The sequence below is a fragment of the Mesorhizobium sp. ESP-6-4 genome (assembly GCF_020164735.1).
GTDB lineage: Bacteria > Pseudomonadota > Alphaproteobacteria > Rhizobiales > Rhizobiaceae > Mesorhizobium.
Map to the genome: position 1 here is coordinate 1 of NZ_JAIUGS010000025.1, position 14659 is coordinate 14659.

Genomic DNA, 14659 nt, shown 5'->3' on the forward strand with positions numbered 1-14659 from the left:
ATGTTCCGCAAGCTGCTCGACCAGGGCCAGGCCGGCGACAACATCGGCGCGCTGCTGCGTGGCGTCGACCGTGAAGGTGTGGAGCGCGGCCAGGTTCTGGCCAAGCCCGGCACGGTCAAGCCGCACAAGAAGTTCGTGGCCGAAGCCTACATCCTGACCAAGGACGAGGGCGGCCGTCACACGCCGTTCTTCACCAACTACCGTCCGCAGTTCTACTTCCGCACGACGGATGTGACGGGCATCGTGACGCTGCCGGCCGGCACCGAGATGGTGATGCCCGGCGACAACATCACCGTCGACGTCGAGCTGATCGTGCCGATCGCGATGGAAGAGAAGCTGCGCTTCGCCATCCGTGAAGGCGGCCGCACCGTCGGTGCCGGCATCGTCGTCACCATCAAAGAGTAATTTGGACTGAAACCGATCTGTCGCGGGCGCGGGAGCTGCCCGCGCCGCGCCAGAACAAGGAATTGACGCATGAACGGACAGAATATCCGCATCCGCCTTAAGGCGTTTGACCACCGGGTGCTCGACGCCTCGACGCGCGAAATCGTGTCGACCGCCAAGCGCACCGGCGCCAACGTCCGCGGCCCAATCCCGCTGCCGACGCGGATCGAAAAATTCACGGTCAACCGGTCGCCCCACGTCGACAAGAAGAGCCGCGAACAGTTCGAGATGCGCACGCACAAGCGGCTGCTCGACATCGTCGATCCGACCCCGCAGACAGTCGATGCTTTGATGAAGCTCGATCTGGCCGCCGGTGTCGACGTCGAGATCAAGCTCTAAGGGAATGAGAGAGCGGTAAGGGGCGGTGCCCCTGGCCCGGAACTCTAAAGGAATTGAACCGATGCGTTCAGGTGTGATTGCAAAGAAGGTGGGAATGACCCGCATCTATAACGATGCCGGCGAACACGTTCCCGTCACCGTTCTCCAGATGGAGAACTGCCAGGTCGTGGCCCAGCGCACGCAGGAGAAGAACGGCTACACCGCCGTCCAGCTCGGCGTTGGCCTTGCCAAGGTGAAGAACACGTCGAAGGCGATGCGCGGCCATTTCGCCGCCGCTTCCGTCGAGCCGAAGGCCAAGGTCGCCGAGTTTCGCGTCTCCGCCGACAACATGATCGACGTCGGCGCCGAGCTGACCGTCGAGCATTTCGTCGCCGGCCAGAAGGTGGACGTCACCGGCACCTCGACCGGCAAGGGTTTTCAGGGCGTGATCAAGCGGCACCACATGGGCGGTGGCCGCGCCACGCATGGTAACTCGGTCTCGCACCGCACGCACGGCTCGACCGGCCAGCGCCAGGACCCCGGCAAGGTGTTCAAGGGCAAGAAGATGGCCGGCCACATGGGCGACACCCGCGTCACCACGCAGAATGTCGAGGTCGTCTCGACCGACGCCGATCGCGGCCTGATCCTGATCCGCGGCGCGGTTCCCGGCGTCAAGGGCGCCTGGATCCTGGTTCGCGACGCCGCCAAGGTTGCGCTGCCGGCCAATGCGCCGAAGCCGGCCGCGATCCGCGCCGCTGCCGCCAAGAACGAAGCCCCGGCCACTGAGGGAGCCGAATAATGGATCTCAAGATCACAACGCTGGGCGGCAAGGACGCCGGCAAGGTGGAACTCTCCGAGGAGATTTTCGGCCTTGACCCGCGCGAAGACATCCTGCAGCGCGTCGTGCGCTGGCAGCTCGCCAAGAAGCAGCAGGGCACGCACAAGGCCAAGGGGCGCGCCGAAATCGCGCGCACCGGCGCCAAGATGTACAAGCAGAAGGGTACGGGCCGCGCCCGTCACCACTCGGCCCGCGCTCCGCAGTTCCGCGGCGGCGGCAAGGCACACGGCCCGGTCGTTCGCAGCCATGAGCACGAGCTGCCGAAGAAGGTTCGTGCGCTTGGCCTCAAGCACGCTCTCTCGGCCAAGGCCAAGAGCGCTTCGCTGATCATCGTCGACGAGCTGAAGCTCACCGAAGCCAAGACCAAGGCGCTGGTGGCGAATTTCGAGACGCTGGGGCTGACCAACGCCCTGGTCATCGGCGGCGCCGAGCTTGACCAGAACTTCAAGCTGGCGGCGACCAACATTCCGAACATCGACGTGCTGCCCATCCAGGGCATCAATGTCTACGACATTCTGCGCCGCGGCACGCTGGTCCTTTCGAAGGCCGCCGTCGAGGCTCTCGAGGAGCGCTTTAAATGACCGACCTCCGTCACTACGACGTGATCGTCTCGCCGGCGATCACCGAAAAGTCGACCATGGCTTCCGAGCAGAACCAGGTCGTCTTCAACGTCGCCAAGAAGGCGTCGAAGCCGGAAATCAAGGCTGCCGTGGAGGCTCTCTTCGGCGTCAAGGTGACGGCTGTGAACACGCTCGTCCGCAAGGGCAAGATCAAGCGCTTCCGCGGCACCGTTGGCCGCCAGGGCGACGTCAAGAAGGCGGTTGTGACGCTGGCCGACGGCCAGTCGATCGACGTCGCGACGGGTCTCTGAGCAAGGCCGCGAGGACAGGACAATGGCACTTAAGAAATTCAACCCGGTAACGCCGAGCACCCGCCAGCTGGTCATCGTCGACCGCTCGGGCCTCTACAAGGGCAAGCCCGTCAAGGGCCTGACCGAAGGCCTGACCAAGTCGGGCGGCCGCAACAACTACGGCCGCATCACGGCCCGCTTCATCGGCGGCGGTCACAAGCGTTCGTACCGCATCATCGATTTCAAGCGTAAGAAGTACGACGTCGTCGGCACGGTCGAGCGCATCGAATACGATCCGAACCGCACCGCCTTCATCGCGCTGATCAAGTATGACGACGGCGAGCTGTCCTACATCCTGGCCCCGCAGCGCCTTGCTGCCGGCGACAAGATCGTGGCCGGCGAAGCGGTCGACGTGAAGCCGGGCAACGCGATGCCGCTGGCCTCGATGCCGGTCGGCACGATCGTCCATAACATCGAGCTGAAGCCGGGCAAGGGCGGCCAGGTCGCCCGTTCGGCTGGCGGTTACGCCCAGCTCGTCGGCCGCGACCAGGGCATGGCGATCCTGCGCCTCAACTCGGGCGAGCAGCGTGTCGTCCATGGCTCCTGCATGGCCACCGTCGGCGCCGTATCGAACCCCGACCACGGCAACATCAACGACGGCAAGGCCGGTCGCACCGTGTGGCGCGGCAAGCGCCCGCACAATCGCGGCGTGGCCATGAACCCGGTCGACCATCCGCATGGCGGCGGCGAAGGCCGCACCTCGGGCGGCCGTCATCCGGTTTCGCCCTGGGGCAAGCCGACCAAGGGCAAGAAGACGCGGTCCAACAAGGCGACCGACAAGTTCATCCTGCGCTCGCGTCATCAGCGCAAGAGCTAAGAAGAGGTAACGCCAAGTGACTCGTTCGATTTGGAAAGGCCCCTTTATCGACGGCTACCTTCTCAAGAAGGTGGACAAGGTTCGTGAAGGTGGTCGCAATGAGGTGATCAAGATGTGGAGCCGTCGCTCCACCATCCTGCCGCAGTTCGTCGGCTTCACCTTCGGTGTCTACAACGGCCAGAAGCACGTTCCCGTCTCGGTGAACGAGGACATGGTCGGCCACAAGTTCGGTGAATTCGCTCCGACCCGGACCTATTACGGTCACGGCGCGGATAAGAAGGCGAAGAGGAAATAATCATGGGCAAGGCCAAAGCTCCGCGCAGGCTTGCTGATAACGAGGCGCGTGCCGTTCTGCGCACGATCCGCATCAGCCCGCAGAAGCTCAACCTGGTTGCCGCGCTGATCCGCGGCAAGAAGGTCGCGACAGCGCTTTCCGACCTCGAATTCTCGGCCAAGCGGATTTCCGGCACGGTCAAGAAGACGCTGGAGTCGGCGATCGCCAATGCGGAAAACAATCACGACCTCGACGTCGACGCTCTGATCGTGGCGGAAGCCTATGTCGGCAAGTCGATCGTCATGAAGCGTTTCCACGCTCGTGGCCGCGGCCGCGCCAGCCGTATCGAAAAGCCGTTCTCGCACCTCACGATCGTCGTTCGTGAAGTCGAGGAAAAAGGGGAGGCCGCATAATGGGCCAGAAAGTCAATCCGATCGGGCTGCGTCTCGGCATCAACCGTACCTGGGATTCGCGCTGGTTCGCGAACACCGGCGAATACGGCCAGCTGCTGCACGAGGACCTCAAGATCCGCAAGTATCTTGAGAAGGAACTCAAGCAGGCCGCGATTTCGAAAGTCGTGATCGAGCGTCCGCACAAGAAGTGCCGCGTCACCATCCACGCCGCGCGTCCGGGCCTCATCATCGGCAAGAAGGGCGCCGACATCGAGAAGCTTCGCAAGAAGCTGACCGAGATGACGAAGTCCGAAACGCACCTCAACATCGTTGAAGTGCGCAAGCCGGAAATCGACGCCACGCTGGTCGCCCAGTCGATCGCCCAGCAGCTCGAGCGCCGCATCGCGTTCCGCCGCGCCATGAAGCGTGCCGTTCAGTCGGCCATGCGTCTCGGCGCCGAAGGCATCCGCATCAACTGCTCCGGCCGTCTCGGCGGCGCCGAGATCGCGCGCATGGAGTGGTACCGCGAAGGCCGCGTGCCGCTGCATACGCTGCGCGCCGACGTCGACTACGGTACGGCCGAGGCGAACACGGCCTATGGCATCTGCGGCGTCAAAGTGTGGGTGTTCAAGGGCGAGATCCTCGAGCATGACCCGATGGCTTCCGAGCGCCGTGCAACCGAAGGCGATGCCGCGCATGGCGGCGGCGGTGCTGGCGGTGAGCGCGAACGCGGCCGCCGTCGCGAGAACGCCTGAGACATTTGAGAATTTGGAGTTAAACGATGCTGCAGCCAAAGCGCACAAAGTTCCGCAAGCAGTTCAAGGGCCGTATCCACGGTGCCGCCAAGGGCGGCACCAACCTGGATTTCGGCGGTTTCGGGCTGAAGGCGCTTGAGCCGAACCGCGTCACCGCGCGCGAGATCGAGGCGGCCCGCCGCGCGATCACCCGCGAGATGAAGCGCGCCGGCCGCGTCTGGATCCGGGTGTTCCCGGACCTGCCGGTCACCTCGAAGCCGACCGAAGTCCGCATGGGTAAGGGCAAGGGCGCCGTCGACTACTGGGCGGCGCGCGTCAAGCCCGGCCGTATCATGTTCGAGATCGACGGCGTCAGCGAGGAGACCGCTCGTGAAGCGCTGCGTCTCGGCGCCGCCAAGCTCTCGGTCAAGACGCGCTTCGTGCAGCGCATCGCAGAATAAGGACAGGCGATCATGAAAGCCGAAGACATCCGGACCAAGACCCAGGATCAACTGACCGACGACCTGGCCGCTCTCAAGAAGGAGCAGTTCAACCTGCGCTTCCAGAAGGCCACCGGCCAGCTCGAAAAGACCGCGCGCGTGAAGCAGGTCCGCAAGGACATCGCGCGCATCAAGACCATCGCCGCGGAAAAAGCCGCGGCCAAGAAGGGTTAAGACCATGCCAAAGCGCATCCTGCAGGGCACCGTCGTCAGCGACAAGAACGAGAAGACGGTCGTGGTCAAGGTCGAGCGTCGCTTCACGCATCCCGTGATGAAGAAGACCGTGCGCATGACCAAGAAGTACAAGGCGCACGACGAGAACAACGCCCACAAGGTCGGCGACCAGGTGTTCATCCAGGAATCGAAGCCGATTTCCAAGGACAAGCGCTGGGTTGTCGTCTCTTCGGATCAGGCTTGATCCGGGCGAACGAACCGAATTTTGGACAGACCGGGGAGGGGTGAAGAACCCGTCCCGTTAGAAAAGAAGAAGGCGGCCAGTCATGATTCAGATGCAAACAAACCTCGACGTCGCGGATAATTCCGGCGCCCGTCGTGTCATGTGCATCAAGGTGCTGGGCGGCTCGAAGCGGAAATATGCCTCCGTCGGCGACATCATCGTGGTGTCGATCAAGGAAGCCATTCCGCGCGGCCGCGTTAAGAAGGGCGATGTGATGAAGGCGGTCGTGGTTCGCACGGCCAAGGACATCCGCCGCCCGGACGGCAGCGTGATCCGTTTCGACAAGAACGCGGCCGTTCTCGTCGACAATAAGAAAGAGCCGATCGGCACCCGTATCTTCGGACCGGTTCCGCGCGAGCTGCGCGCCAAGAACCACATGAAGATCATCTCGCTCGCGCCTGAAGTGCTGTAAGGAGCCGGACCAATGCAAAAGATCAAAAAAGGCGACAAGGTCGTCGTGCTTGCCGGCAAGGACAAGGGCCGTTCGGGCGAAGTCCTGTCGGTGCAGCCGAAGGAAGACACCGCGGTCGTTCGCGGCGTGAACCTCATTCGCCGTCACCAGAAGCAGACCCAGTCGCAAGAGGCCGGGATCATCACCAAGGAAGCGCCGATCCACCTGTCGAATATCGCGCTGGCCGACCCCAAGGACGGCAAGCCGACCCGCGTCGGCTTCACCATTCAGAAGGATGGCAAGAAGGTGCGCGTCGCCAAGCGTTCGGGAGAAGTCATCAATGACTAAGGCTGAAACCAAGCAGGCAACTGCCAAGAACGAGCCGCGCCTCAAGAAGGTCTACAACGAGACCATCCGCAAGGCGATGCAGGAGCAGTTCGGCTACGACAATGACATGCAGGTTCCGCGCATCGACAAGATCGTGCTGAACATGGGTGTCGGCGAAGCAACCGCAGACTCCAAGAAGCCCTCGGTAGCGGCCGAGGATCTCGCGCTGATCGCCGGCCAGAAGGCCGTCGTCACCCGCGCCCGCAACTCGATTGCCGGCTTCAAGGTGCGCGAGAACATGCCGATCGGCGCCAAGGTCACGCTGCGCAAGGAACGCATGTACGAGTTCCTCGACCGCCTGGTGAACATCGCGCTGCCGCGCGTTCGCGACTTCCGCGGACTGAACCCGAAGAGCTTTGACGGCCGTGGCAACTACGCCATGGGCATCAAGGAACACATCGTGTTCCCGGAGATCAACTACGACAAGGTTGATCAGGTCTGGGGCATGGACGTCATCGTTTGTACGACGGCGAAGACGGACGACGAGGCAAGAGCGCTGCTCAAGGCCTTCAACTTCCCCTTCCGCCAGTAACGGCAGCGAAAAAGGAAACATCTGAAATGGCAAAGACCAGCTCAGTCGAGAAGAACAACCGGCGCCGCAAGCTCGCCGACCAGTACGCCGCCAAGCGCACGGCGCTCAAGGCCATCATCATGGATCAGTCCAAGCCGATGGAAGAGCGTTTCCGCGCCCAGTTGAAGCTTTCGGCGCTGCCGCGCAACTCGGCCAAGATCCGCATCCGCAACCGCTGCGAGGTGACGGGCCGTCCGCGCGCCTACTATCGCAAGCTGAAGCTTTCGCGTATCGCGCTTCGCGATCTGGGCAATACCGGCCAGATCCCGGGCCTGGTCAAGTCGAGCTGGTAAGGAGACACTGAGATGTCATTGAGCGATCCTCTCGGCGATATGCTGACCCGCATCCGCAACGCCTATGGCCGCAAGAAGTCGAGCGTTTCGACCCCGGCCTCGCGTCTGCGTGCCCGCGTCCTCGAAGTGCTGAAGTCGGAAGGCTATATCCGCGACTACAGCCAGACGGACTTCGAAAACGGCAAGTCGGAAATCGAGATCGAGCTGAAATATTTCGACGGCGCCCCGGTTGTGCGCGAGATCGAGCGCGTCTCGAAGCCTGGCCGTCGCGTCTATGTCTCGGCCAAGTCGATCCCGCACGTCGCCAACGGCCTGGGCATCGCCATCCTTTCGACGCCGAAGGGCGTCATGGCCGACCATGAAGCGCGCGAGCAGAATGTCGGCGGCGAAATCCTCTGCCAGATCTTCTGATCGGCCAAGAGATTGATGAATGGGCTTCGGTTCTCGGGATCGCGCCCGGGAACTGGAACCTGAAACGAAAGAAGTGACGAGGACAACAAAATGTCTCGTATCGGAAAGAAACCCGTTTCGCTGCCGCAAGGCGTGACCGCGTCCGTCAACGGCCAGACCGTGACGGCGAAGGGCCCCAAGGGCGAGCTGAAGTTCGTGGTGAACGACGAAGTGCTGGTGAAGATGGAGAACAACGAGATCTCCGTCGAGCCGCGCGACCAGACCAAGACCGCCCGCTCGAAGTGGGGCATGTCGCGCACGCAGATCGTCAACATCCTGCAGGGCGTGAAGGACGGCTTCGAGAAGAAGCTCGAGATCACCGGCGTCGGCTATCGCGCGGCGTTGCAGGGCAAGAACCTGCAGCTGGCGCTCGGCTTCAGCCACGACGTGGTCTATCAGACGCCGCAGGGCATCACCATCACGGTGCCGAAGCCGACCGAAATCACGGTCTCCGGCATCGACAAGCAACAGGTCGGCCAGGTCGCAGCCGAGATCCGCGAATATCGCGGTCCCGAGCCCTATAAGGGCAAGGGCGTGCGCTATGCCGACGAGCGCATCGTGCGCAAGGAAGGCAAGAAGAAGTAATAGGCCTGGCCCCGAGAAGTTGCAGACTTTTCGAAAAGGGCCAAGCCGCAGAAGTGTAACGCCGCGGGGAGCGGCCGCGGGAGGCTTGGCCTACCGCACAGGGTTGCCCCCGTTTTCTGAAGGCAAGGAACTGACATTATGGCAAGCCCCAAAGAAACCATCCAGCGCCGCGCGCAGCGCGTGCGCCGCCAGCTGAAGAAGGTCGCCGGCGAGCGTCCGAGGCTTTCGGTGCACCGCACCTCGAAGAACATCTACGTCCAGGTGATCGACGACGCCAACGGCCACACGCTGGCCGCCGCCTCGACGCTGGAGAAGGACCTCAAGGGTTCGCTCAAGACCGGCGCCGACACCGCAGCCGCGGCCGCTGTCGGCAAGCTGATCGCCGAGCGTGCCGCCAAGGCCGGCGTCAAGGAAGTCGTCTTCGACCGCGGCCCGTACATCTATCACGGCCGCGTCAAGGCGCTGGCCGAGGCTGCCCGCGAAGGCGGTCTCAGCTTCTGATTTTTCGCCGCTGACGACCCAAAGGCGGCGTCAGTAATTAGCAACCCGTGCTTCCGGAAAAGAACAAGGAACAGGATATGGCACAGGAACGTAGAGAAGGCGGCCGCGGCCGCGAGCGCGAAGAGCGTGACGACGGCATGGTGGACAAGCTCGTCCACATCAACCGCGTCGCCAAGGTGGTGAAGGGCGGCCGTCGTTTCGGTTTTGCCGCTCTCGTCGTCGTCGGCGACCAGAAGGGCCGCGTCGGCTTCGGCCACGGCAAGGCGCGCGAAGTGCCGGAAGCGATCCGCAAGGCGACCGAGTCGGCCAAGCGCGACATGATCTTCGTGCCGCTGCGTTCGGGCCGCACGCTGCATCATGACGTCGAGGGCCGCTGGGGCGCCGGACGCGTTCTGCTGCGCGCCGCCAAGCAAGGTACCGGCATCATCGCCGGCGGTCCGATGCGCGCCGTCTTCGAGACGCTCGGCATGCATGACGTGGTCGCCAAGTCGATGGGTTCGTCGAACCCCTACAACATGGTTCGCGCCACCTTCGACGCGCTGAAGAGCCAGATGCATCCGAAGGATGTGGCTGCCGCGCGCGGCATCAAGTACTCGACCCTTCAGGCCCGCCGCGGCACCGCCGTTGCGGCTGAAGAATAGTCGACGCTGACCAGGGATTTCGACCATGGCCAAGAAAGCTACCAAAACCATCACCGTCGAGCAGATCGGCTCCCCGATCCGCCGGCCGAAGGAGCAGCGCGCGACGCTGGTCGGCCTCGGCCTGAACAAGATGCACAAGCGGCGCACGCTGGAAGATACCCCTTCGGTGCGCGGCATGATCGCCGCCGTCCAGCACCTCGTCCGCGTCGTGGACGAGGCCTGAACGGAAGGGCAGGAGAAGAAACATGAAACTCAACGATCTGCGTGACAAGGACGGCGCGACGCACTCCAAGAAGCGTCTCGGCCGCGGCATCGGTTCCGGCTCGGGCAAGACCGCCGGTCGCGGCGTCAAGGGCCAGAAGGCCCGCTCTGGCGTTGCCATCAACGGCTTCGAGGGTGGCCAGATGCCGCTCTACCGGCGCCTGCCGAAGCGTGGCTTCAACAACATCTTCGCCAAGAGCTTCACGGTCGTGTCGCTGGCCCGCATCCAGGCTGCTATCGACGCCAAGAAGCTCGACGCCAAGGCGACCGTGACGGCCGAGGCCCTGGTTGCCGCCGGCGTCATCCGCCGCGCCAAGGACGGCGTGCGCGTGCTCTCCGACGGCGAACTCAAAGCCAAGCTGTCCTTCGACGTCGCCGGCGCCTCCAAGGCCGCGATCGAGAAAATCGAGAAGGCCGGCGGTTCGGTGAAGCTGCCGGAAGCGGCCGCCGCCGAGTAACGGCGATTTGAAGCGCGGCCGGCCGGGATGACTTCGCATATTCCGTCGAACCGCGCTTTGACCGGATGAATTGGGCGGCCGCGTCAACGCGGCCGCTTGCATGTTTACGGTCCCGAGCTTATCTCGTGAGCTTCGGTGACACGCGCCGCCTGAGCTGCGGCATCGAGCGCGACGTAGAAATCAAAGAAGTAGAGCATGATGTCGTCCGAAAACCGCTCCACATTTTTCGGCATCGTGCTCTAGCGGAGAATCAGGCATGGCCTCGGCTGCTGAACAACTAGCCTCCAATCTGAATTTCGCGGCCTTCGCCAAGGCCGAGGATCTCAAGAAGCGCATCTGGTTCACCATCGGCGCGCTGCTCGTCTACCGCCTCGGCACTTATATCCCGCTTCCCGGCATCAACCCCGATGCTTTCGCCCAGGCCTTCTCCTCGCAGAGCAAGGGCGTGCTCGGCATGTTCAACATGTTCGCCGGCGGCGCCGTGCAGCGCATGGCGATCTTCGCGCTGGGCATCATGCCCTACATCTCCGCCTCTATCATCATGCAGCTGATGACCTCGGTCATCCCGTCGCTGGAAACGCTGAAGAAGGAAGGCGAGCAGGGCCGCAAGATCATCAACCAGTACACGCGCTACGGCACCGTGCTCCTGGCGCTGATCCAGGCCTACGGCATTTCGATCGGCCTCGAGGGCGGCAACGGCATCGTCAACGATCCCGGCATGTTCTTCCGCATCTCGACGGTCGTCACGCTCGTCGGCGGCACCATGTTCCTGATGTGGCTCGGCGAGCAGATCACCGCGCGCGGCATCGGCAACGGCATTTCGCTGATCATCTTCTCCGGCATCGTCGCGGGCCTGCCGCGCGCGATCTCCGGCACGCTGGAACTCGGCCGTACCGGCGCGCTGTCGACGGGCCTCATCCTCGCGATCATCGTGCTGGCCATCATCGTCATTGCGCTCATCGTCTTCTTCGAACGCGCGCAGCGGCGCCTGCTCATCCAGTATCCGAAGCGCCAGGTCGGCAATCGCATGTTCCAGGGCGATACCTCGCATTTGCCGCTGAAGCTCAACACCTCCGGCGTCATCCCGCCGATCTTCGCGTCCTCGCTGCTGCTTCTGCCGGCGACCGTGGCGGGCTTCTCGCAGGCGACCAACCTGCCGGCCTGGGCAAGCACGATCCTCGCCTCGCTCGGCCACGGCCAGCCGCTCTACATGATCTTCTATGCGGGCATGATCATCTTCTTCGCCTTCTTCTACACGGCGATCGTCTTCAACCCGAAGGACACGGCCGACCAGCTCAAGAAGCACTCCGGCTTCATCCCGGGTTATCGGCCGGGCGAGCGCACCGCCGACTATATCGACTATGTTCTGACGCGCATTACCGTCATCGGCGCCATTTACCTGGTGCTGGTCTGTCTGCTGCCGGAGTTCCTGATTTCGGCGACTGGCGTACCTTTCTACCTCGGTGGCACATCGCTTCTGATCGTGGTCAGTGTCACGCTCGATACGGTGGCGCAGATTCAGGGTCACCTGATCGCGCACCAGTATGAGGGCCTGATCAAGAAGTCGAAGTTGCGCGGGGGGAAGAGGAGCAGATGAGGCTGATTTTGCTTGGGCCGCCAGGAGCGGGCAAGGGGACACAAGCACAAAGACTGGTTGAAAAACACGGCATCCCTCAACTCTCGACGGGTGACATGCTGCGTGCCGCCGTCCAGGCCGGAACCGAGGTCGGCAAGCGTGCCAAGGCGGTGATGGATGCCGGTGAGCTGGTCTCGGATGCGATCGTCAACGCCATCGTCGCCGAGCGTATCGATCAGCCGGATTGCGCCAAGGGATTCATCCTCGACGGCTATCCGCGCACGCTGGTCCAGGCCGACGCGGTCGAGGCCATGCTTGCCGAACGCGGCATAGCGCTCGACACCGTCATAGAGCTCGTCGTCGACGACAAGGCGCTGGTTGGCCGAATCGTCAAACGCGCCGAGGACGCCAAGGCGGCCGGCCAGCCGGTGCGCAAGGACGACAATCCGGAGGTGTTCGAGGAACGCCTGCGCGAATACTACAAGAAGACGGCGCCGCTGACCGGCTACTACTATGCCAAGGGCAAGCTCAAGACCGTCGACGGCATGGCCAGTATCGATGCCGTGACCGCCGAGATCGGCAAGGTGCTCGCGGCCGCGGTGAAGTAGACCGGGCCGACAACTAAAGATAGCGCTTGGCGACGATTAACGATTGCGCTTGACTGGAGTGGGCCGTTGGGGTATGGCGGCCCGTCTTCCTATCAGGCATGGACTTTGCTTGCCCTTGCGGGCAAGGCATCCGCTTTGAACCAGGAAACTCCCGCAAGGGCCGGCCTCCACCGGACGCGGGGCAACTTCGACAGCGCCGGCTCGTCCGGCCCAAATGGAGAAAGAGAAGAAAATGGCTCGTATAGCCGGCGTCAACATTCCGACCAACAAGCGCGTCGTCATCGCGCTTCAGTACATTCACGGCATCGGCAAGAAGTTTGCCCAGGAGATCGTCGACAAGGTCGGCATCCCGGCGGACCGCCGCGTCAACCAACTGACCGACGCGGAAGTGCTGCAGATTCGCGAGACGATCGACCGCGACTACCAGGTCGAAGGCGACCTGCGCCGCGAAGTCTCGATGAACATCAAGCGGCTCATGGACCTCGGCTGCTACCGCGGCCTACGTCACCGTCGCTCGCTGCCGGTCCGCGGCCAGCGCACGCATACCAACGCCCGCACCCGCAAGGGTCCGGCCAAGGCGATCGCCGGCAAGAAGAAGTAATTGAGCGAATAGCGAGTAGCGGTTAGCGAGTAGGGGACCCTATTCGCTATTCCCTACTCACTACTCGCTTTTCCAAGGTGGAGCCGCTGGCATTACGGCGGTGTAGAGATCAACTGAAAGGAATACCATGGCCAAGGAAGCCGCTCGTGTTCGCCGTCGCGAACGCAAGAACATTTCGTCGGGCGTTGCCCACGTCAATTCGACCTTCAACAACACCATGATCACCATCACCGACGCGCAGGGCAATTCGATCGCCTGGTCGTCGGCCGGTGCTCAGGGTTTCAAGGGTTCGCGCAAGTCGACCCCGTTCGCAGCCCAGATGGCTGCCGAGGACGTCGCCAAGAAGGCCCAGGAACACGGCATGCGCATGCTCGAGGTCGAGGTCTGCGGACCCGGCTCCGGTCGTGAATCGGCGCTCCGCGCGCTGCAGGCGGCGGGCTTCACCATCACCTCGATCCGTGACGTGACGCCGATCCCGCACAATGGCTGCCGCCCGCGCAAGAAGCGCCGCGTCTGATTTTTAAACGCCGCGCGAACGCCAAGGCGTTCCTCCGCGGTTTTCCGTGTCGCCCGCCACGATTGGATGGTGGCGGGGCAAAGGAAGGAAGACTTTTATGATCCAGAAAAACTGGCAGGAACTGATCAAGCCGAACAAGATCGAGTTCTCGTCGAAGAAGAAGACGCTGACCACGCTGGTGGCCGAGCCGCTCGAACGCGGCTTTGGCCTGACGCTGGGCAACGCGCTGCGGCGCGTGCTTCTGTCTTCGCTGCGCGGCGCGGCTGTGACCGCCGTGCAGATCGACGGCGTGCTGCATGAATTCTCGTCCATCGCCGGCGTGCGCGAGGACGTGACCGACATTGTGCTCAACATCAAGGAAATCGCCATCCGCATGGAAGGCGATGGCCCCAAGCGCATGGTCGTGCGCAAGCAGGGCCCGGGCGCCGTGCTCGCCGGCGACATCCAGACGGTCGGCGACGTCGAGATCCTCAACCCCGACCACGTGATCTGCACGCTGGACGAGGGCGCCGAGATCCGCATGGAGTTCACCGTCGACACCGGCAAGGGCTATGTGCCGGCCGAGCGCAACCGCGCCGAGGACGCGCCGATCGGGCTGATCCCGGTCGACAGCCTCTATTCGCCGGTCAAGAAGGTCTCCTACAAGGTCGAGAATACCCGCGAGGGCCAGGTTCTCGACTATGACAAGCTGACCATGACGATCGAGACCAACGGCTCGATTTCGGGCGAGGACGCGGTCGCTTTCGCCGCCCGCATCCTGCAGGATCAGCTTGGCCTGTTCGTCAACTTCGACGAGCCGCAGAAGGAAGTCGCCACCGAGGCCGTCACCGAGCTCGCCTTCAACCCGGCGCTGCTCAAGAAGGTCGACGAGCTCGAGCTTTCCGTGCGTTCGGCCAACTGCCTGAAGAACGACAACATCGTCTACATCGGCGACCTGATCCAGAAGACCGAAGCCGAGATGCTGCGCACCCCGAACTTCGGCCGCAAGTCGCTGAACGAGATCAAGGAAGTGCTGGCGGCCATGGGCCTCCATCTCGGCATGGAAGTGCCGGACTGGCCGCCGGAAAACATCGAAGACCTCGCCAAGCGTTACGAAGACCAATATTGAGCATGAATTCCAAGGATCGGCGGCGAG

The 14659-nt window shown here is 63.1% G+C and carries 26 protein-coding genes and 1 pseudogene; all 27 read left to right on the plus strand.

Going from position 1 to position 14659, the window contains the following annotated elements; translation table 11 throughout:
* A pseudogene (gene tuf, locus LB523_RS26930) lies at positions 1–405 on the plus strand (elongation factor Tu); the annotation flags it as partial.
* Between the two features lie 69 nt (positions 406–474).
* Complete coding sequence (rpsJ, locus tag LB523_RS26935; protein ID WP_006205468.1) at positions 475–783, plus strand: 30S ribosomal protein S10; 309 nt, start codon at positions 475–477, stop codon at positions 781–783.
* Between the two features lie 61 nt (positions 784–844).
* Complete coding sequence (gene rplC / locus LB523_RS26940) at positions 845–1561, plus strand: 50S ribosomal protein L3 (RefSeq protein ID WP_095765515.1); 717 nt, start codon at positions 845–847, stop codon at positions 1559–1561.
* Entirely contained in the window at positions 1561–2181 is a 621-nt protein-coding gene (gene rplD / locus LB523_RS26945; protein ID WP_095765514.1) for a 50S ribosomal protein L4, read from the plus strand. Before rplC ends, rplD begins: the two co-directional genes overlap by 1 nt.
* Positions 2178–2471 carry a 50S ribosomal protein L23 gene (locus LB523_RS26950; protein ID WP_040983033.1) on the plus strand — a complete coding sequence of 98 codons (294 nt, stop codon included), beginning with the start codon at positions 2178–2180 and terminating at the stop codon, positions 2469–2471. Before rplD ends, LB523_RS26950 begins: the two co-directional genes overlap by 4 nt.
* 22 nt (positions 2472–2493) lie before the next feature.
* A complete protein-coding gene (gene rplB, locus LB523_RS26955) occupies positions 2494–3327 on the plus strand; it encodes a 50S ribosomal protein L2 (RefSeq protein WP_126084116.1) in 834 nt (277 codons plus the stop codon).
* A gap of 16 nt (positions 3328–3343) precedes the next feature.
* Positions 3344–3622 carry a 30S ribosomal protein S19 gene (rpsS, locus tag LB523_RS26960; RefSeq protein WP_006205463.1) on the plus strand — a complete coding sequence of 93 codons (279 nt, stop codon included), beginning with the start codon at positions 3344–3346 and terminating at the stop codon, positions 3620–3622.
* 2 nt (positions 3623–3624) lie between these two features.
* Positions 3625–4014 carry a 50S ribosomal protein L22 gene (gene rplV, locus LB523_RS26965; RefSeq protein ID WP_006205462.1) on the plus strand — a complete coding sequence of 130 codons (390 nt, stop codon included), beginning with the start codon at positions 3625–3627 and terminating at the stop codon, positions 4012–4014.
* Positions 4014–4748 carry a 30S ribosomal protein S3 gene (rpsC, locus tag LB523_RS26970; protein ID WP_095765512.1) on the plus strand — a complete coding sequence of 245 codons (735 nt, stop codon included), beginning with the start codon at positions 4014–4016 and terminating at the stop codon, positions 4746–4748. The genes rplV and rpsC overlap by 1 nt, the downstream gene beginning before the upstream one ends.
* Before the next feature lie 26 nt (positions 4749–4774).
* Positions 4775–5188 carry a 50S ribosomal protein L16 gene (gene rplP / locus LB523_RS26975; protein WP_095765511.1) on the plus strand — a complete coding sequence of 138 codons (414 nt, stop codon included), beginning with the start codon at positions 4775–4777 and terminating at the stop codon, positions 5186–5188.
* Positions 5189–5200: 12 nt separating this feature from the next.
* The gene (rpmC, locus tag LB523_RS26980) at positions 5201–5401 is read left to right on the plus strand and encodes a 50S ribosomal protein L29 (RefSeq protein ID WP_042642190.1); all 201 of its coding nucleotides are present in this window, start codon (positions 5201–5203) and stop codon (positions 5399–5401) included.
* Positions 5402–5405: 4 nt separating this feature from the next.
* Entirely contained in the window at positions 5406–5645 is a 240-nt protein-coding gene (rpsQ, locus tag LB523_RS26985; protein ID WP_023675136.1) for a 30S ribosomal protein S17, read from the plus strand.
* A gap of 82 nt (positions 5646–5727) precedes the next feature.
* A complete protein-coding gene (gene rplN / locus LB523_RS26990; RefSeq protein ID WP_006205457.1) occupies positions 5728–6096 on the plus strand; it encodes a 50S ribosomal protein L14 in 369 nt (122 codons plus the stop codon).
* Between the two features lie 12 nt (positions 6097–6108).
* Complete coding sequence (gene rplX, locus LB523_RS26995; protein ID WP_224608765.1) at positions 6109–6423, plus strand: 50S ribosomal protein L24; 315 nt, start codon at positions 6109–6111, stop codon at positions 6421–6423.
* Positions 6416–6994, plus strand: coding sequence for a 50S ribosomal protein L5 (rplE, locus tag LB523_RS27000; RefSeq protein WP_224608769.1), 579 nt, complete (start codon positions 6416–6418; stop codon positions 6992–6994). Before rplX ends, rplE begins: the two co-directional genes overlap by 8 nt.
* 26 nt (positions 6995–7020) lie before the next feature.
* Complete coding sequence (gene rpsN / locus LB523_RS27005; protein WP_042642199.1) at positions 7021–7326, plus strand: 30S ribosomal protein S14; 306 nt, start codon at positions 7021–7023, stop codon at positions 7324–7326.
* Positions 7327–7338: 12 nt separating this feature from the next.
* The gene (gene rpsH / locus LB523_RS27010; protein ID WP_066989600.1) at positions 7339–7737 is read left to right on the plus strand and encodes a 30S ribosomal protein S8; all 399 of its coding nucleotides are present in this window, start codon (positions 7339–7341) and stop codon (positions 7735–7737) included.
* A gap of 90 nt (positions 7738–7827) precedes the next feature.
* Positions 7828–8361, plus strand: coding sequence for a 50S ribosomal protein L6 (gene rplF / locus LB523_RS27015; RefSeq protein ID WP_095765508.1), 534 nt, complete (start codon positions 7828–7830; stop codon positions 8359–8361).
* Positions 8362–8499: 138 nt separating this feature from the next.
* Positions 8500–8862, plus strand: coding sequence for a 50S ribosomal protein L18 (gene rplR / locus LB523_RS27020; RefSeq protein ID WP_095765507.1), 363 nt, complete (start codon positions 8500–8502; stop codon positions 8860–8862).
* A gap of 77 nt (positions 8863–8939) precedes the next feature.
* Positions 8940–9503, plus strand: coding sequence for a 30S ribosomal protein S5 (rpsE, locus tag LB523_RS27025; protein ID WP_032933400.1), 564 nt, complete (start codon positions 8940–8942; stop codon positions 9501–9503).
* Between the two features lie 25 nt (positions 9504–9528).
* The gene (gene rpmD, locus LB523_RS27030; protein ID WP_027170355.1) at positions 9529–9726 is read left to right on the plus strand and encodes a 50S ribosomal protein L30; all 198 of its coding nucleotides are present in this window, start codon (positions 9529–9531) and stop codon (positions 9724–9726) included.
* Between the two features lie 22 nt (positions 9727–9748).
* On the plus strand, positions 9749–10222 hold the full coding sequence (gene rplO / locus LB523_RS27035) for a 50S ribosomal protein L15 (protein WP_140708828.1): 474 nt from the start codon (positions 9749–9751) through the stop codon (positions 10220–10222).
* A gap of 256 nt (positions 10223–10478) precedes the next feature.
* Positions 10479–11819 carry a preprotein translocase subunit SecY gene (gene secY / locus LB523_RS27040; protein WP_095765505.1) on the plus strand — a complete coding sequence of 447 codons (1341 nt, stop codon included), beginning with the start codon at positions 10479–10481 and terminating at the stop codon, positions 11817–11819.
* Complete coding sequence (locus tag LB523_RS27045; protein WP_095765504.1) at positions 11816–12406, plus strand: adenylate kinase; 591 nt, start codon at positions 11816–11818, stop codon at positions 12404–12406. The genes secY and LB523_RS27045 overlap by 4 nt, the downstream gene beginning before the upstream one ends.
* A gap of 232 nt (positions 12407–12638) precedes the next feature.
* Positions 12639–13007: a 30S ribosomal protein S13 gene (rpsM, locus tag LB523_RS27050; protein WP_027170351.1), complete on the plus strand. Its 369-nt coding sequence runs from the start codon at positions 12639–12641 to the stop codon at positions 13005–13007.
* 127 nt (positions 13008–13134) lie between these two features.
* A complete protein-coding gene (gene rpsK / locus LB523_RS27055) occupies positions 13135–13524 on the plus strand; it encodes a 30S ribosomal protein S11 (RefSeq protein WP_006205444.1) in 390 nt (129 codons plus the stop codon).
* A gap of 97 nt (positions 13525–13621) precedes the next feature.
* On the plus strand, positions 13622–14632 hold the full coding sequence (locus LB523_RS27060) for a DNA-directed RNA polymerase subunit alpha (RefSeq protein ID WP_027170350.1): 1011 nt from the start codon (positions 13622–13624) through the stop codon (positions 14630–14632).
* The last annotated feature ends 27 nt before the right edge of the window (positions 14633–14659 follow it).